The organism is Burkholderia sp. 9120, from assembly GCF_000745015.1.
Taxonomy (GTDB): domain Bacteria; phylum Pseudomonadota; class Gammaproteobacteria; order Burkholderiales; family Burkholderiaceae; genus Paraburkholderia.
This window is the reverse complement of sequence record NZ_JQNA01000002.1, coordinates 3173739-3191591: the sequence shown is the minus strand read 5'-3', so window position 1 is coordinate 3191591 and position 17853 is coordinate 3173739. Positions and strand designations below refer to the sequence as shown.

Annotated in this window: 16 protein-coding genes; 9 read left to right on the top strand and 7 right to left on the bottom strand. The window is 62.4% G+C overall.

What is annotated here, in order from left to right; genetic code table 11:
• The first annotated feature begins 92 nt into the window (after positions 1–92).
• Positions 93–425, top strand: a complete 333-nt coding sequence (locus FA94_RS22480) for a hypothetical protein (protein WP_035555318.1) — start codon at positions 93–95, stop codon at positions 423–425.
• Positions 426–614: 189 nt separating this feature from the next.
• On the opposite strand, the gene FA94_RS22475 is transcribed toward FA94_RS22480, so the two are convergent.
• The 5 genes from FA94_RS22475 to FA94_RS22455 all read right to left on the bottom strand — a co-directional run bounded on the left by FA94_RS22475 (position 615) and on the right by FA94_RS22455 (position 6970).
• On the bottom strand, positions 615–2585 hold the full coding sequence (locus FA94_RS22475) for a beta-galactosidase (protein ID WP_035555316.1): 1971 nt from the start codon (positions 2583–2585) through the stop codon (positions 615–617).
• A gap of 37 nt (positions 2586–2622) precedes the next feature.
• Positions 2623–3474: a carbohydrate ABC transporter permease gene (locus FA94_RS22470; protein ID WP_035555313.1), complete on the bottom strand. Its 852-nt coding sequence runs from the start codon at positions 3472–3474 to the stop codon at positions 2623–2625.
• Positions 3475–3493: 19 nt separating this feature from the next.
• Positions 3494–4399, bottom strand: a complete 906-nt coding sequence (locus FA94_RS22465; RefSeq protein ID WP_035555311.1) for a carbohydrate ABC transporter permease — start codon at positions 4397–4399, stop codon at positions 3494–3496.
• A gap of 65 nt (positions 4400–4464) precedes the next feature.
• Positions 4465–5718, bottom strand: a complete 1254-nt coding sequence (locus FA94_RS22460) for an ABC transporter substrate-binding protein (RefSeq protein ID WP_035555308.1) — start codon at positions 5716–5718, stop codon at positions 4465–4467.
• Between the two features lie 112 nt (positions 5719–5830).
• The gene (locus FA94_RS22455; protein ID WP_035555306.1) at positions 5831–6970 is read right to left on the bottom strand and encodes an ABC transporter ATP-binding protein; all 1140 of its coding nucleotides are present in this window, start codon (positions 6968–6970) and stop codon (positions 5831–5833) included.
• A gap of 204 nt (positions 6971–7174) precedes the next feature.
• On the opposite strand from FA94_RS22455, the gene FA94_RS22450 reads away from it, so the two are divergent.
• The 7 genes from FA94_RS22450 (at position 7175) to FA94_RS22420 (ending at position 14654) form a co-directional block, all read left to right on the top strand.
• The gene (locus FA94_RS22450) at positions 7175–8191 is read left to right on the top strand and encodes a LacI family DNA-binding transcriptional regulator (RefSeq protein WP_035555303.1); all 1017 of its coding nucleotides are present in this window, start codon (positions 7175–7177) and stop codon (positions 8189–8191) included.
• Positions 8192–8425: 234 nt separating this feature from the next.
• Positions 8426–9901 (top strand): NAD-dependent succinate-semialdehyde dehydrogenase, encoded by a 1476-nt coding sequence (locus FA94_RS22445; protein ID WP_035555300.1) that lies wholly within the window; start codon positions 8426–8428, stop codon positions 9899–9901.
• A 113-nt stretch (positions 9902–10014) separates the two neighbouring features.
• Complete coding sequence (locus tag FA94_RS22440; RefSeq protein WP_035555297.1) at positions 10015–10914, top strand: LysR family transcriptional regulator; 900 nt, start codon at positions 10015–10017, stop codon at positions 10912–10914.
• Between the two features lie 124 nt (positions 10915–11038).
• Positions 11039–12361, top strand: coding sequence for an MFS transporter (locus FA94_RS22435; RefSeq protein WP_035555295.1), 1323 nt, complete (start codon positions 11039–11041; stop codon positions 12359–12361).
• An 81-nt stretch (positions 12362–12442) separates the two neighbouring features.
• Positions 12443–13483 carry an amidohydrolase family protein gene (locus FA94_RS22430; protein WP_035555292.1) on the top strand — a complete coding sequence of 347 codons (1041 nt, stop codon included), beginning with the start codon at positions 12443–12445 and terminating at the stop codon, positions 13481–13483.
• On the top strand, positions 13480–14148 hold the full coding sequence (locus tag FA94_RS22425; protein ID WP_035555291.1) for an RraA family protein: 669 nt from the start codon (positions 13480–13482) through the stop codon (positions 14146–14148). The genes FA94_RS22430 and FA94_RS22425 overlap by 4 nt, the downstream gene beginning before the upstream one ends.
• A gap of 107 nt (positions 14149–14255) precedes the next feature.
• Entirely contained in the window at positions 14256–14654 is a 399-nt protein-coding gene (locus tag FA94_RS22420) for a hypothetical protein (RefSeq protein WP_035555288.1), read from the top strand.
• A gap of 62 nt (positions 14655–14716) precedes the next feature.
• On the opposite strand, the gene FA94_RS22415 is transcribed toward FA94_RS22420, so the two are convergent.
• Complete coding sequence (locus FA94_RS22415) at positions 14717–15571, bottom strand: AraC family transcriptional regulator (protein ID WP_035555285.1); 855 nt, start codon at positions 15569–15571, stop codon at positions 14717–14719.
• An 18-nt stretch (positions 15572–15589) separates the two neighbouring features.
• Complete coding sequence (locus FA94_RS22410) at positions 15590–16306, bottom strand: alanyl-tRNA editing protein (RefSeq protein WP_035555283.1); 717 nt, start codon at positions 16304–16306, stop codon at positions 15590–15592.
• A gap of 704 nt (positions 16307–17010) precedes the next feature.
• Here FA94_RS22410 and FA94_RS38760 point away from each other — a divergent pair.
• Positions 17011–17733 carry a hypothetical protein gene (locus tag FA94_RS38760; protein ID WP_156126689.1) on the top strand — a complete coding sequence of 241 codons (723 nt, stop codon included), beginning with the start codon at positions 17011–17013 and terminating at the stop codon, positions 17731–17733.
• The last annotated feature ends 120 nt before the right edge of the window (positions 17734–17853 follow it).

The window sequence follows — 17853 nt, the reverse complement described above, 5'->3', positions numbered from 1 at the left end:
GATAAACTACGCGGTTCTTTATTCGCGCGGTCGCCGCGGTGGCGCATGCCATCGCTTTCATACCGCGCTCATTTAATGACAGGATTCAGGTCATGAAACGCGTAGTCGTATCCGCCCTGCTGGCAGCGGCGTGCCTTGCCCAACCGGCGGCACAGGCCGTCGCTCAAACGGTCAGCAACCAATGTTTCGCGCTCGGCGATATCGCCGGCCAGGTCGCGTCGTGGCGCTCGCACAAAAAGACCAAGGCGCAAGCGCTCGATCAGGCAGCCAGTTACTACAAGGATCCGTCCGACCGGCAAGCGGTTGACGCGATCATCGAAAAAATCTACGCGCCGAACGCGCCGCATATGACGCCGGATCAGGCGAGCATGGTGTTCACCTCGGATTGCGCAAACCAGAACAAAGCGCAGGCGCCGGCGAAATAGCGCCTGCTATTCATACGGCTACGCGTTTGTGCAGGCGTTGCGACTAACGCTTGCGAAACGCGTCCAGCGAACTCCGCGCGTTGCCGTGGAAATCGAACAAGCACTTCTCTTCGGTTCATCTGTCACCCTCCGTTGATTGAACGGCGGCTCTTATGAAGGCCGCCGGCTCCAGATCGAAGCGCTTGAATCTCAATCGCCGACGGTTCGCCATGCACAGACGTCGCCGGTTTTTAGCTGCGCGTGGCCGAGTACAAAGTCCGCATGAGCCGGTGCGGGCGCTTGCGCGAGTTCAGGGCCGAAGTTGAACGCGAACGTCAGCTCGCCCCGCCGACGAATCCGCACGCCGTCAGGCAGCCGTTGCGTTGCGATACCGGCTTGCTGCGCCGCCTGTGCCAGCACCTCGCGATGCAACGCATGCGATAACCAGCCCGCGACGTAGCGCACGTTGCCGTGCGAGAGAATCGCCGGCCACGCGTCATCAAATTGCGCTTCGATGCGGGTCTCGCCACTAGCGCGAACGTGCTCACGCCAATGCAGCGCCACGCCATCCGTATCGCCGATCGACAGCGCGGGCGTGAGCGTGGGACGCAGCGTTTCCACTTCCAGCACCTGAATCGGCAGCACGCGTTGCAACACGCCGGGCGGCAGGGTCGAAGGAATCGCGAACAGGTTCGTTTTCGAGCCGCTGCGCGGCCCGAAGACCCATTGCGCGGTACTACGTTCGATCTGATCGACCAGCGCGTCGTCAACCACCGCGAGGCTCGGTACGACCACCAGGCGATACGCCGAAAGATCCGCGTTGCGCGGCACGATATCGACGTCGAGTCCCAATTCACGCAGCGACTCGTAATAGTCGAACGCCAGCGTCTGGTAATCGAAGCTTTTGCCATGACGCTGAATCTCGAACATCCATTGCGTCTCGTAGTCGAACACCACGGCAACGGCCGCGCGCGCAGCCGCGCCGAGTGACGACAACGCCGGGCTCGCCGCAATTTCGCGCGCCGCCAGTTGCACTTCCAGGCCGCCCGGCGACAATTCGTCGTTCGGCAGATTGAGGCCCGAATGCATCTGCTCCTGCGCATACGGACACTGACGCCAGCGGAAATACGACACCAGTTCCGCGCCGTGCGCGAACGCCTCATACGCCCAGAGTCTGACCATGCCTTTCGCGGGCACCGGATTCCACGGCGCCCAGTTGACCGGCCCTGCCTGCTGCTCCATCACCCAGAAACGCCCACGTCCGATCGCCCGGTAGCGGTCGTGATCGAATGCCGACACATCGGGATGGGCGGTCCGCGCGTAGCGGGCCTTCTGCTCGTCGGGCAGTGCGATCGACTCCGTGCGGGCGATCGGATAGCTGTCCCACGCGGCAACGTCGAGCGCATCGCCTTCGGCAAAACGGTAGTGATCGAAGGTCGTGAAGAAACCCATGAAGTTGTGCAGCAGATCCGCGTCGGGCGCATGCTGCCGCAACACGTCGATCTGCTCGCAATGGAAGCTCGCCACTTCGTCGGACATGAAGCGGCGGAATTCGAGCAAATGGATCGGATTGGCGTCGGTGGGCGTGAGGTTCGGCAGGCCGATCGCGTCGAACGACGGATACTCCATGCTCCAGAACACATTGCCCCACGCGTCGTTCAATGCGCCGACGGTGCCATAGCGCAGATGCAGCCAGCGATGAAAACGCGCCAGCGCGGCGGCGGAATAACTCGGCACGGTATCGTGACAGCCGAGTTCGTTATCGGTTTGCCACGCCACGATAGCAGCATGACGCCCATAGCGCGCCGCCATTGCGCTGACGATCCGCACGCATTCGCGCCGGTACGTGTCGCTTGAAATATCGTAATGACGGCGCGAGCCGAAGTTCCAGCGCGTGCCGTCGGCGCGCACCGGCAGCACGTCCGGATGCGCGTCGATCAGCCACTTCGGCGGCGAAGCGGTCGGCGTGCCGAGCACCAGTTTCAGTCCCGCCGCGGCCAGCACGGCGACCGCTTCGTCGAGCCATTCCCACTCGAATTCGCCGGCGCGCGGTTCCATCCGGCTCCACGCGAATTCGGCGATCCGCACGTGCGTGATGCCGAGTTCGACCATCCGCTTTGCGTCGTCGGCCCACATCGTACGGGGCCATTGTTCCGGGTAATAGCAAACACCAAGTTGCATGAACGTATCTCGTGAGTAGTTGAAGACGGGCCGGCGTTCAGCCTTTGCTCGCGCCGAAGGTCAGGCCGGCGACAAAGTGCTTCTGCATCAGGAAGAACATCAGCACCGAAGGCAACGCGGCCAATACCGAACCCGCGGCGACCAGATTCCAGGCCGTGGTCCATTGCCCCTTGAGGGCGGCGACGCCCACGGTGATCGGCGCGGCGTCGTCGCCTTGCGTAAGGCACAACGCCCAGAAGTAGTCGTTCCAGACGAACGTGAAGACCAGAATGCCGAGCGCGGCGAGCGCCGGCCGGATCAGCGGCAGCACGATGCGCCAGTAGATGGTCCATTCGCTCGCGCCTTCCACGCGCGCGGCCTCGATCATTTCGAAGGGCAACTGCTTGATGAAATTGCGCAGAAACAGCGTGCAAAAACCGGTCTGGAACGACACATGAAAAATCACCAGCGCCCACACGCTATTGAACAGGCCGACTTTCAACGCCATGTCGCGCACCGGGATCATCAGGATCTGGATCGGCACGAAATTGCCCGCGACGAACGCGAACAACACCGCCGTATTGCCGGGAAAGCGATAGGTCGCGAGAGCGAAACCCGCCATGGAGGCCAGCACGATCGCGCCGAGTACCGAAGGCACGGTAATCAGCACGCTATTGGTGAAGTAATGCAGCATTGGCGTTTGTGTGAGCGCCGTGCCGTAGTTTTCGATCAACGCAAAATGTTTCGGCCAGCCCCAGTAATCGCCTTGCGACAATTCATCGGACGAGCGGATCGACGTGACGAGCACGGCCAGCATGGGCAGCAGCCAGATCAGCAACGCAATCGGCAGCGACACTTTATAAAGCGTGCGATTGAGCGGTTTCCAGCGTTCGACGGGAAGCGGATACATGACACGAACCTCCTGAAAATCAGCGTTCTTCGCGCAACATGCGGCGCAGATGGAACACGATATAGACGAGCATGATGGCGAACAGCACGACGGCAATCGCCGCGGAATAGCCTTCGCGGTAGTACTTGATCGCCTGGTCGTACATGTAATACGCGAGTACCGTGGAGCTATCGAACGGGCCGCCGCCGCTCATCACCGCGATCAGGTCGAAGCTGCGCAGCGCGCCGATCACGGTCAGCACAACCGCCATGAAGGTGGCGGGCCGCAATTGCGGCAGGATCACGTGCCAGAGCAAACGCACGCCCTTCGCCCCTTCCATGCGCGCCGCCTCGACCACTTCCGGATTGATGCCGGTGAGACCGGTGAGATACAGCACCATGCAGAACGGCGTTTGCGGCCAGAGCGCGGCGAAGATGATGCCGAACGTCACCGTGTGCGGATCGCCGAGCACCGGAATGCCGTGGCCGACAATCAGACGCAGCAGGCCGAAACCCGGATCGTAGAACCAGCTAAATACGAGCCCTACCACCACGCCTGAGAGCACGAACGGCGCGAAGAACAGCGACTTCACGACCCGCATGCCGCGCATGTGCTGGTTCAGATACAACGCGAACAGCAGACCGAGCGGCGGCGCGAGCAGGAACAGCGCGAGCCAGATCAGATTGTTTTTCAGCGCCGTATAGAACGTGTCGGACTGGAACAGTTCGATGTAGTTGTCCAGGCCCGCGAAGGTCTTCGGCGTCATGCCGTCCCAGTGATAAAAGCTGAGCGAGATGCTGCTGAAGATCGGATAAACCACGCACAGGCAAAACAGCGCGCAACCCGGCAACAGGAAGAAAAACGCGGCGCGGTGCTGATGACGGCGCGTCGTCGAGACGTGACGGTGCTGCGCCGCGGGTAAGCGGCGCGCTGCGGATTGAGACATGGATCGGGCCTCGTCGAAGATCGAAGGCAAGCGCCGGCGGTTGCTACGCCGCGGCGCTTAGGGACTTACTTCTGGTAGATGCGTTTGCGGGTCGCTTCGAGGCGCACGAGCACGGCGTCGAGTTGCGACGGATCGCTGTAGAACTGCTGCATCGCTTTCATGCCTTCGTCGGCCATTTCCTTCTGCATGTCGCGGTCGTAGAACTGCGCGATGCCGCCCTTCGTGTTCGCGAGCGTCTGGAAGCCGACCTTGGAGATCGCGTCTTCCGGTTCAGCCGACTGACTGTTCGACGGCAGTTGACCCCAGCCCTTCGCGAGATCCGCGTTGATCTGCGGCTGTTCCATGAAGGCCAGCAGCTTGCGGGCGTCGGCCTTGTTCTTCGCCTTGGCCGGAATCAACAGCACGTTGACCGGACCGTCTTCGGCCATCGGCACGCTGGCGTCGATCACCGGGAAACGGAAGAAGCCGGTTTGCGGCTTGATCGACGGCGGAATGCTCGCGGAGAAGAACGTGCCCATCAGCATCATCGACGCCTTGCCGTTCACCAGAAACGGCGCGATCGAATCGAGGTCGTACGAGAGCGCATTGTCGATGAAGTAGTGATCGTCGATCAGCGTTTTCCACGCGGCGTAGACCTTCTTCACGCGCGCGTCGGTGTACGGAATTTCGCCCGCCATCAATTGCTGATGGAACGCGTTGCCGTTGATCCGCAGATCGAGGTAATCGAACCAGGCGGCGAGTGTCCAGCTATCGCGCGCGGCCACCGCGATCGGCGCCACGCCGCTCGCTTTCAGCTTCTTGCAGGCGTCGAGAAACTCGTCCCAGGTTTTCGGCTCGCCCTTGATGCCGGCTTTGTCGAACAGATCCTTGCGATAGAAGAACCCGTACGCGTCGTAGCCGAGCGGCGCCGCGTACTGCTTGCCCTTATACGTGGACGCTTCCTTGACCGACGCGTATTGCTGCGACCAGCCGTTCTTCGTCCAGTCCGGCGACAGGTCTTCGAGCAGGCCACGCTGCGCGTAATAGGCCATCCGTTCGCCGTCGTGCCACGAGACGACGTCGGGCGGATCGGTGGCGAGCCAGCCGCCCATCTGCACCTTGTACGCTTCCTCGGTGATGTAGGTCACCTTGAGGTCGACGTCGGGATTCGCTTTCTTGAACTTGTCGAACGCGTCCTGCCAGGTCGACCGCTGGTTGCCGCGCGCCGATACGTTGACGTTGAGCGTGGCGGCGTCGGCTGTGGCGCAACAGAGTGTGCCGGCAACCAGAGCGGCTGCGATCGACAGTTGCGCAAGACGGCGAAGGCGTAAAGCAATCATCTTGTGTCTCCTTGACTACCTTGTTGGCTGACAGCCCGCGGCTGGCAGCGATGTAACCCGCTCTGTGGCGGAATCTGGTTCGGTAAGTGTCGTGCTTCGAATGCGCGTGCTTTCAGGCGGCGACCCGTTCGGGTTCGAAGCGACTGCGCCGCAAGGCGACAGCGTCCGCGTCGAACAGATGGCACGCGGCGGACGGAACGTGAATGCGAATGCGTTCGCCCGAGCCGATCGGCGTATCGCCCGCAGCCTTCGCGACAAGCGAGCCGCCCGCGTGATCCGCGTGAATATAGCTGTGCTCGCCGAGGCGTTCCGACAGCACGGTCGTGCATTGGATCGATTGTTCGTCGCCGTCGAGGCACACATGCTCGGGCCGCACGCCGAGCGTGACCGGTTGGCCGCGCTGCAAACGCTGGCCGTCTACTTGCGCGATCAACGTCTCGCCGCTATGCGCGAGCGTGACGCTCACACGGCCCGGCTCGATCGACTCGACCACGGCGTCGATGAAATTCATTCGCGGCGAGCCGATGAAACCCGCCACGAAGCGCGACTTCGGATGGTGATACAACTCGAGCGGCGCGCCGCTTTGCGCGACGCTGCCGAAACGCTCCGCATCCGCGCCGGCGTGCAGCAACACAATGCGGTCGGCGAGCGTCATGGCCTCGACCTGATCGTGCGTCACATAGACCACGCTCGCATTGGCAAAGCGCTGATGCAAACGGGCGATTTCGACCCGCGTCTGACCCCGCAACGCGGCGTCGAGATTCGACAGCGGTTCGTCGAACAGGAACACGCCGGGTTCGCGCACAATCGCGCGGCCGATCGCAACGCGCTGACGTTGGCCGCCCGACAACGCTTTCGGATAGCGCTCCAGAAACGCGTCCAGTTGCAGAATGCGCGCGGCCTCCCGCACCTTGCTGTCGATCACGTCCTTCGGTTGCTTCGCGAGCTTCAGGCCGAACGCCATGTTGTCGAACACGGTCATGTGCGGAAACAGCGCGTAGCTCTGAAACACCATCGCCACGCCGCGTGCCGCAGAAGGCACGTCGTTCATCAGACGCCCGCCGATATGCAGCTCGCCTTCGCTCAAATCTTCGAGACCGGCGATCATTCTCAGCAAGGTCGACTTGCCGCAACCCGAAGGCCCGAGAAACACACAAAACTCATGCTGCGCGATGTCCAGATTCACGCGCCGGATCACCGGCGGATGCTCACCGTACGACTTCTGCACGTTCGTCAAACGAATTGCCGCCATGCTGCCCTCCGTGGATTTAACCGCTTAAATTTTTGTAAAAAATAAACGGCCAGACCTTGTGCGGCAGGCATTTAATCGCTTAAATTCGTGTTCGAGGGAAAAAGCCATGATGAGTGTCTCCGCTGTGTTTTTTGCAAAGTTATCAACGTCGCCCTCGGCCTGCAACATTTGAATCGCATTCCCTGAATTTGGGATAACAAGACTATGGTCACCCTGTCCGAAGTGGCGAAGCGCGCGCACGTTACCGCCGCCACCGTTTCCAACGTGCTGCGCAATCGCGACAAAGTCCGCCCGGAAACCGCCGAGCGCGTGCTGAAGGCGATTGCCGATCTCGGCTACCGGCCGAATCTGAACGCACGCGCGCTGGCCGAGGGACGCTCGTCGACGTTGGCGCTGATGCTGTCGAACATCTCGAACCCGTTCTACCCCGAGTTCGTGCTGGCCGCCGAACGCGCGGCGCGCAAAGCCGGCCACTTCCTGATGGTCTGCAATACCGACGACGACGCCGAAATCGGCCGCGCGTATCTGAACCAGATCGCGGGCACGCTCGCGGACGGCGTGCTCGTCATGAACACGGACATCACGATCAACGATCTCTGCGCGTCCGCCACGCACAACGCACCGATCCTGCTCGCCATGTGGGAACACCCGGAGGCGCCGCCCGCGCTGCCCTGCGTCGCGGTGGACTTCGCCCGCGCGGGCGAGCTGGCCGCGCGGCATCTGCTCGAACTGGGGCATCGCGATATCGGTCTGTTGATCGGCGACGGTTGCGGCGGTTTGCAGGACGCGCGGTCGAACGGCTTTCGTGCGGCGATGCGGGCGGCCAGTATCGAGGCCGACGCGGCCGCGGTGCTGCAGATTCGCGATTCGATCGACGCCGGTTACGCCGCCTGCATGCAGTTGATGTCGAACCGGCCGCAACTCACCGCGATTTTCGCCACCAACGACCTGCTCGCGATCGGCGCGGCGCAGGCGCTGATCACGCTGGGCCGCGCGGTGCCGGCGGATGTATCGGTGATCGGCATCACCGACATTCAGCTCGCGCATCAGGTGCATCCTGCGCTGACCACGGTCGCGATCCAGACGGCGGCGATCGCGGAGTTGTCGATCGCGAGTTTGATCCGGCTGATCCAGACGCCGCACCAGCAACCGTCGATGGTGCTCGCGCCGCCGCCCGAACTGGTGGTGCGCGCATCGACCGGGCCACGGCGCACGCGCTGAGGCCGCGGCGGCCTGGTCTGCGGAGCGCCATGTCGGACCACACCAGGCCACGTCACGCCGATTCAGCAGAAAATGCTGTCACGCCCCGAAAAAAACGCGTGCCACGCCGTCAACGCCGTTATTGGCGACGTCATCCACGGCCGCGCGCGCGTAGCATCGAAGTATCGATCGAAGGTACGCGAGCGCGCTGCCGCATGCCTTGATCTCATCCAGGCAACCTCAAGGAGTCACCCCATGTCTCTCGCCTTGACGCGCGACGAACTGATCCGCACGCACAATCTGATCGACGGCCAATGGACGGGGGCCGCCGACGGCGCGCGCTTCCCGGTCACCAATCCGGCCACCGGCGAGCGGATCGCCGAAGTCGCGAACAGCGGAGCCGCGGACGCGCGCGCCGCCACCGACGCCGCCGCCCGCGCCTTCCCCGCCTGGCGCGACAAGCTGCCGCGCGAGCGCGCCGAGTTGCTGCGCCGCTGGCACGCGCTGATCGTCGCCAATACCGACGACCTCGCGAAACTGATGTCGATGGAGCAAGGCAAGCCGCTCGCCGAAAGCCGCGGCGAGGTCGCGTACGGCGCGTCGTACGTCGCGTGGTTCGCCGACGAAGCGACCCGCATCTACGGCGATCTGATTCCGCAGCAGCAACGCGGCAAGCGCATGAGCGCGGTGAAGGAACCGCTCGGCGTGGTCGCGGCGATCACACCGTGGAATTTCCCGCTCGCGATGATTGCCCGCAAGATCGCGCCCGCGCTCGCGGCCGGTTGCACGGTAGTCGCCAAGCCCGCCGAAGATACGCCGCTCACCGCGCTCGCTCTTGCCGCGCTCGCTCAGGAAGCCGGTTTGCCGGACGGCGTGCTGAACATGCTGTCGGCGTCGCGCGAACAGGGCATTGCCGCGGTCGCCGACTGGCTAGCCGATGCGCGCGTTCGCAAGATCACGTTCACCGGCTCGACGCCGGTCGGTAAGCATCTGGCGCGGGAATCGGCCGGGACGTTGAAGAAGCTCTCGCTGGAATTGGGCGGCAACGCGCCCTTTATCGTGTTCGACGACGCCGATCTCGACGCCGCCGTCACCGGCCTGATGGCGTCGAAATTCCGCAATGGCGGGCAGACCTGCGTGTGTCCGAACCGCGTCTACGTGCAGGCGGGCGTTTACGAGCGTTTCGCCGATCTGCTCGCGACGCGCGTCGCGGCGCTGAAGGTTGCGCCCGCAACCGACCCGGACGCGCAGATCGGCCCGATGATCAACGCGCGCGCCATCGACAAGATCGCACGACACGTGGAAGACGCCGTGGAGCACGGCGCGAAAGTGCTGACGGGCGGCAAGCGCCTGACCGAACTCGGCCCGAACTACTACGCGGCGACCGTGCTGACCGGCGCGCAGGACAACATGATGGTGTGCTGCGAGGAGACCTTCGGCCCGGTGGCGCCGCTGTTCCGTTTCACCGACGAAGCCGAAGCGCTGCGTCTGGCCAACGACACACCGTTCGGCCTCGCCGCCTACTTCTACACGCAGGACGTGCGGCGTATCGACCGCGTGGCCAGCCAGTTGGAGGCGGGCGTGATCGGCATCAACGAAGGCGCCGTGTCCAGCGAAGCGGCGCCCTTCGGCGGCGTGAAGGAATCGGGCTACGGCCGCGAAGGATCGAAGTACGGACTCGACGACTACCTGTCGATCAAGTACCTGTGCCAGGGCGGCTTCGATCGATAAGCGGCCTGTTTCATCCGCGACGGTTGGGCGAACTTCGATCCGACGAAACGCGCCCGGCCGCCGCCGACCCGTTATCCTGTGCCTACCGGAGATCAGGTATCAGGACAAGCGTGATGAACCTTAGGGCCTTGCAGTGCTTTGTGATTCTTGCCGAGGAACTCAATTTCAGCCGCGCCGCCGAGCGCCTGCATATCGCGCAACCAGCGCTGAGCCAGCAGATCCGTTCGCTCGAAGAAAGGCTCGGCACGCAACTGGTGGATCGGGCCAGGCGTCCGCTGGTGCTGACCGAGGCCGGCCATTATCTGTGTAGCGAAGCGCGGCAGATTCTCGGCTCGGTGGAACAGGTGACGCGCGCGGCGCAGGAAATCGGCGTGGGCCGGCGCGGCTGGCTCAGCGTCGGCTTCACGCGCTCGTCGATGTACAGCGTGTTGCCGCCCGCGCTCAAGGCGTTTCATCATGCGTATCCGCAGGTCGAACTGAAGCTCTTCGAGATGCTCACCGAAGAACAGACTGATGCGTTGCGCGATCTGCGCATTCATATCGGCATTGGCCGGCAGCCGGTTGCCGTGGAAGGCTGCACGTCGTATCCGCTAATGCGCGAACGCGTCATGGCCGCGCTCGAACCGAATCACCCTCTTGCGGCACACCCGACCGTGCAGATCACGGAGCTAGCCGATACGCCGCTGATCCTTTATCCGAAGCACCAGAACGCGCAGTTCAAGCGCTCAGTGCTGTCGCTGTATCGCGATGCGGGCGTCACGCCGTTCGTTGCGCACGAGGCGTATGAAATTCAAACCGCCATCGCGCTGGTCGCCGCGGGACTCGGCGTTACGTTCATTGGCGAATCGGTGGCGCGGCATGGCCGCAACGACGTCGTGTTCCGTCATCTCGCGGGACCGGGTTCGTCGTATCGTTCGACCCTTGCCGCCACCTTCCGCACCGATGATGCATCGCCGCATCTGCGTGCGTTTCTCGACTGCCTGCCGCCACCGCTCGCCGACGCGGCACTATAAGCAAAAACCTATACAAGCATAAGTAAGCGGTCTTGGACGCCTGCTCCGCGCGTTCTTATCATGGGCTCACACATGATAAAGAACGCAGCGGCAGCAATGACTGTCGCCACACGGAGACACGTCAATGCCCTCGATCGATGAAGCCGCAACCATGCGCAAAGTGTATGGGCGCCTGATGCCCCTGCTCTTCGCGATGATGTTCTTCAATTACCTCGACCGGATCAACATCGGTTTCGCCGCGCTCGACATGAACAAACAGCTGGGTTTCAGCCCGGCAGTGTTCGGCTTCGCCGGCAGTATCTTTTTCTTCGGCTACATGTTGCTGGAAGTACCGAGCAATCTTCTGTTGCATCGCGTCGGCGCACGCCGCTGGATCGCCCGCATTCTGCTCACGTGGGGCGCGGTCGCGGCGGCCACCGCGTTCGTGTTCAACGATTCGAGCTTCTACGTGCTGCGCTTTCTGCTCGGCGTGATGGAAGCGGGCTTCCTGCCGGGCGTCGCGGTGTATCTGACCAAATGGTTTCCGGTGCGCTACCGGGCGCGCGCGGTGGGCGGCTACATTATCGCGGGCTCGTTTTCGGCGGTGCTGGGCGGTCCGATCTCGACCGCGTTGATGACCTACGCGAACGGCGTGCTCGGTTTGCAGGGCTGGCAATGGATGTTCATTCTCGAAGGCGTGCCCGCCATGCTGCTCGGCCTGGTGACGCTGCGCATCATGACCGAGCGCCCCGCCGACGCCAACTGGCTCTCCGCCGATGAAAAGCGCTGGCTCGAAGCCACGCTCGCCACGGAACGCGAAGCGCTGGGCGGCAACACGCACTTTCCGCTGCTGCGTGTGGCCGGCGACATTCGCGTGTGGAGCCTTGCGTGTCTGTTCGGCTGCGCGCTGGTCGGCATTTACGGCCTGTTTCTGTGGCTGCCGCAGATCGTCAAAAGCCTCGGCCATCTGAGCAATCTCGAAGTCGGTTTTCTTTCGGCCGCACCACCCTTGCTCGGCGTGTTGGGCACCGTCCTGATCAGCCGCAGTTCGGACCGCACCGGCGACCGCAAGAAACACCTCGCGTTCGTCTACGGCATGAGCGCGCTGGCTATTGCCGGTAGCGCGTATGCGCCGAGTCCGGTGATTGCTTATGCGCTGCTGTGCGTGACCGGCCTGTTCATCTATGCAGGCAACCCGCTGTTCTGGAGCCTGGCGTCGTCGTTCAGAACCGGCGCGGCGGGCGCGGCGACCATCGCGCTGATCAACACGATCGCGCAGTTCGGCGGACTGGTCGGTCCGTGGAGTATTGGACTCGTGCGCAACGCGACCGGCAATTTCAAGCTGGCGCTGCTGACCATCGCGGCGTTCCTGATCGTCGCGACGATCATCGCGCTAGTGATGCGCGTGACGCCGGCCGAAGACGAATCCGCCTCGCTCGCTCATGGCGATGCGGCGCCACGAACCTGAAGACCGCCCGCGCCGGATCAGCTCATTGAATCCGGCACGCGCAGGCACACGCACGAGCACAACTGAAGGGTATTGCACACCATGATCATCGATTGCCACGGTCACTACACGACCGCGCCTCCCCAGCACGAAGCCTGGCGCGCGCAGCAGATCGCCGCGCTGAAAGATGGCGGCACGCCGCCTCCCCGCCCCGCGATTGGCGACGACGAGATTCGCGACAGCATCGAAAACGGTCAACTGCGAATTCAGCGCGAACGCGGCACCGATCTGACGATTTTCTCGCCGCGCGCTGCCGGCATGGGTCATCACCTCGCCTCCGCCGAAGCCAACGCGGTGTGGTCCAGCGAGTCCAACGACCTCGTGCACCGCGTATGCGGCCTGTTTCCGCGCAACTTCATCGGCGTGTGCCAGTTGCCGCAGGCGCCGGGCGTGCCGCCCGCCAACTGCATCGCCGAATTGCGGCGCTGTGTCGAAGAGCTTGGGTTTATCGGCTGCAATCTGAATCCGGATCCGTCCGGCGGACATTGGTCCGGTTTGCCGATCACCGATCGAAGCTGGTATCCGCTCTACGAAGCCATGGTCGAACTCGACGTGCCGGCCATGATTCACGTGTCGTCGTCGTGCAATGCGAATTTTCACGCCACCGGCGCGCATTACATCAACGGCGATACCTCGGCGTTCATGCAGTTGCTGCAAGGCGATCTGTTCGCCGATTTCCCCACGCTGCGTCTGATCATTCCGCACGGCGGCGGCGCGGTGCCGTATCACTGGGGACGCTATCGCGGCCTCGCGCAAGACATGAAACGCCCGCTGCTCAGCGAGTATGTGCTGAACAACGTGTTCTTCGACACCTGCGTCTATCACCAGCCCGGCGCCGAATTGCTCGCCAGGGTGATTCCGGTGGAGAACATTCTGTTCGCGTCGGAAACGATCGGCGCGGTACAGGGTATCGATCCCGAAACCGGCCACTACTACGACGACACGCGCCGCTATATCGACGCGATCGACTGGTTGAGCGCAGCGGACCGGCAATGCATCTACGAAGACAACGCACGCAGCGTCTATCCGCGTTTATCGCGGCAACTCGATCGTCAATCCGCCACACAAGGGGCAACGGTATGAATCCAATCGGCTGGCGCGAATACGAGTCCGCGCCTCAGGCCCACGCGGCCACACTCGACGCATTGCGGGAACTGGCGGTGTCGCTGCTCAGCGACAACATGGCGCGCTCGAGCGGCATGGTCGGCTTGCGCCCGTACCATCGACCACGGCCAATGGCCGGCACCGCGGTCACGGTCCATACGCGACCGGGCGACAACCTGGCGATTCATCGCGCGTTCGATTTTTGCCGACCCGGCGACGTGCTGGTGATCGACGGCGCCGGTGATCTCACGCAGGCGCTGATGGGCGAAATCATGGCGAGTTTCGCGGAAAGTCTCGGCGTGCAAGGCCTCGTGATCGATGGCGCGATTCGCGACGTCGGCGCGCTGCGGCTACGCGATTTTCCGGTGTACGCGCGGGGCGTCACGCATCGTGGTCCGTACAAGAATGGGCCCGGCGAGATCAACGTGCCGGTGACCGTAGGCGGCATGGCGGTGCATCCGGGCGACATTATCGTCGGCGATGAAGATGGCCTTTTAGCGATCGCGCCCGCCGATGTGGAAGCCGTCATTGAAGGCGCGCGCCGCCAGCACGCGAAGGAAACGGCGTCGCTCAAAGCCATCGCCGAAGGACGCTTCGACCGCTCGTGGGTCGTGCCGCAACGGGAACGGATGATGAACAACTGACTTTCCCTGCGGCGCGAGCGCGGGCATGATAGCGGCGATGCAGCGCGCGGCTTCATGGTCCGCGCTCGCACGTGTCTTCCCACAACTCTGCAGGAATCATTTCCGTTATGGCGGACTATCTGAACGCGGCGACGCTGCTCGACCTCGCGCGTGAAGCGGAAGCGCGCGTTGCCGCGCCCTGCTCATGCACGAAAACGCCGCTCGAAGGCTGGCAATCGCAGCCGTTGTCGATCGACGAAACGCGGTTCGAAGAAGTCGGCACGTTGATGCCGGAGGACGATCCGGAGCCGACCTTCACTGAATATCTGCCGGGCAAGGTGGATTACTGGTCGCCCTCCGCGCCGATTGCACCGCGTTACTTTCCGTATAACCGCTGCGCGGTCTGGGAATGCTCGCTGTGCAGCCGCGTTTATTTGCGTTACACCGAAGGCGGTGGGTATTTTGTCGATCGGCGGATGCGCTTGTTGCAGGCGGCGTTGATCGAGGACGTGCCGCTACCGGCGTGAGTTTTTTAGGGCATGCGGTGCGGAGCGGCGCGCTCCAAAACGCCCCACGCGTCCGCAAAAAACTAATGCCCCGGCTTCAGCGCCGCGTATTTCCCCGGCGTGATCCCATACGCTCGCTTGAACAGCCGATTCAAATGGCTCTGGTCGTAAAAGCCAACCGCCGCAGCCGCGCTCGCCGCATTGTGCCCCGTCGCGAGCAGCCGTTTTGCAGCCAGCAGCCGCACTTGCGTCGCATAAGCGTGCGGCGGCAAACCGAACTCCTTGCAGAACGCACGCGTCAGGTAATAGCGGCTCAAGCCCACCAGCTCCGCGAGTTCATCGACTGAGATGTCGCGCTCGTAGTTGGCCTCGAGGTACTCGCGCACCTGCGCCATCTTGTGCGCTTCACGGCGCGCCTCGCCGTAGGTCTGCGCGGATTCGCCATATCGGCCGACCAGCATCCCCATCGCGCCCCACCAGTTCGCCTGACGCTCCAGCAGCGACACCGCGCGCTGTTCGTCGAGGCTCGCATGCGCTTTCACCAGCAGACCCGCAAGATGCGGGTCCTGATAGAGCCCCGGCGGAATCAGCAGCGGACTATCGGCGCGCGATTCCGGCGAGAACACGGCGCTCAACGCGCCCAGCCCTTCCATGTCGAGATAAATGGCCCGGTAAATCCATTCGCGGCCTTCCCACACTTCGCCGCTGTGATACTCGCCGGGTCCGAACACCAGCACGCTACCCGGTCCGGCGACGTCGCTGCCCGCGCGCGTATGGCATTGCCCCGCGCCGCTCTCCGTCATGACGATGACGAGTTCGTCGTGCAGATGCCGGTCGAACTTGTGATCGCCGTAACGGGCGGTCGCGAGACACGCGCCGTCGAGCGCGCCATCGCGCCAGCAGACCACCTCCGGTTCGCTTTTATCCGACGTTTGCATGACGGGTCCTCTGGGTGTTCATCCAACCAGTTCGATTCTGACACGACGATTGCGACGGCCTTTGTTTTCGATCTTGCCGATACGGATCTGACGCGACTGAGCGGTGTTGCTCAAATGCGTGCCGCCGCAAGCCTGCCGATCCAGATCGCCGATCTCGACGATCCGCACGCGGCCGTCCGAGGTGGGCGGCGGCGCGACCGACAAGCTGCGAATCAAGCCTTCGGTCGACTGCGCTTCGGCTGTACTGACGTAATAGATGCGCACATCCATCGCACGGCGGATCACGTCGTTGACGGGCTCTTCGAGCGCGCGCAGCGCGTCGTTGTCCGCGTCGGGCAGATCGAAGTCCATGCGCGCCGTGCCGTCGGCATTGATCTGCGCGCCGGTCACGAGCGCGCCGGCGAAACGCTGGTACACCAGCGCGTTGAGAATATGTGTACCGGTATGCAGTTGCGCGACGGTGGCGCGGCGCGCGGCGTCGATGGCGACATGCACGTCGCCGCTCAATTCGAGCGGTTCGTCGAGCAAATGCCACAGCAGACCGCCTTCCGCCGCGACGCCGGTAATGCGCGCGGCGCCGTGCGCGTGTGTCAGCGTGGCCGCGTCTGAGACCTGGCCGCCGCCGCCCGGATGCAGCGCGGAACGTCCCAGCACGACCGCGCCGGGTCGCGCGGCGAGTACCGTCGTGTCGAAATCCAGCAGATCCGGCTGTTCATGGCAAAGGTAGTGCGCCACGGTGAGGTTCCCGTATGAGATGACGAATATGGCCAAGGATACTGAGGCTCAGGGGTGGGTGTCTTGGTTAAAAATGCTCTGCTGCGCAATGCGACCGATGCGACCGATGCGACCGACTCGCGGACGGATCACCGTTGGACCACGTAGCCGACCACCGCACGTCGGCCAGTTCCCCGCAATACGTCGTCTTAAGCCCGAAGAGACGCCCCATAACCGGTCCCAATGCAAAGCACAGCCCTCTGTCAGAGCGGCACTTGTAATTGAGCCGGTAAAACCCACACTCGCCCGTATGCATCGTCTCGGTGATAAGTTCGCTTACAGACCATCCCGTACGGCGAAAAATCGATGCTCTATGAATTCGCCTTTCAGAACTCACGCCGGCACGTCAGTGGAAAACTCCGGAATAATAGTTTTGCATCCCTATTCTCTTGCCTAGGTGATCAGGTGCAAGGCAGACTCAACATGCCGTCGAAAACAACGACGGGCAAGCTTGGATGCCTGTTTGAAGTTTTACCTTGACGGGGAGCTTCGGCTCGTCGGTTCCTGGTTCAACTTCCCGGTAGCCCAACCCCGTTACTGCGCCCGCTCTTCTTCCTGCAAAACGGGACGCTCTGTTGAGTGGCGCGTCTCAACGGCAGGACCCCGACGCGTTCACACTGACTTGAATCTCCAGCACGAACCAGAAATCTACCAACAATAACTAGATGGTCAAAATAACCTTGAAATTATGGGTGGCGCTCGTCGTCTCGGGTGCTATTACGTGCGCAGCGGCGGTGAAGTATTGGCAACAGCCGTCTGTTTCGCCGGAAGAGATCGCTGCGCTTAATCCTTTCCCAATCTCTTCACCGGCCCGCCATGAACAGGAAGAGTTCCTGAACTGGCAAATGAACAATCACAAACTAGGTGACGCTGCTTTGACACCTGGCCTGGCAGACAGACAAAAAGTGGCGAGCCGCCTTATGGTTCAAGGAATGGCCAAACTACATAACGACTTGCTAGCCCAATATCTTCCGCTCGTCAGTAAGGTGCTGGGCGCTCTTGATGAAGAATCCTGCGGAAGATTTGTAAAGGGAAAGTTTCCACCGACTGAATTCAGAGTTAGGGCCAATAAAATTGTTGGCTCATTCAATGCAAACGAAGCTAGAACCTGGTTTCTTGTCGAAAAATCGGCCATTCAGTCGGATCTGGATAGTCTCCCCAACGTGTCGGCAAGCCTGCAAGACACGGCAACAAACATCACCAAGCTTGCTGCATCTCTCCCCAATGGTGAGGGAGATTCATTTCTTCTGAGATTGCGCGCTTTTCCAACGGCGAATTATGCGGAGGCATGTGCAGTCGCGCGAATTCTCTATTCACAAGGAAGCAAAATGGATGAGCCAGATCGGGGGCGCATCGCGAGGTCACTCCTCACCACCTCAGATCAATGATATGGACGCCGTTTGTTCGGTATTCATATTCCATAGTCAGCGGGACGGTTACACGGTAAAGCGACATTCCCAATAGGACGATATATCGATGGCAGACATTACGACGGCACAAAATCTGGT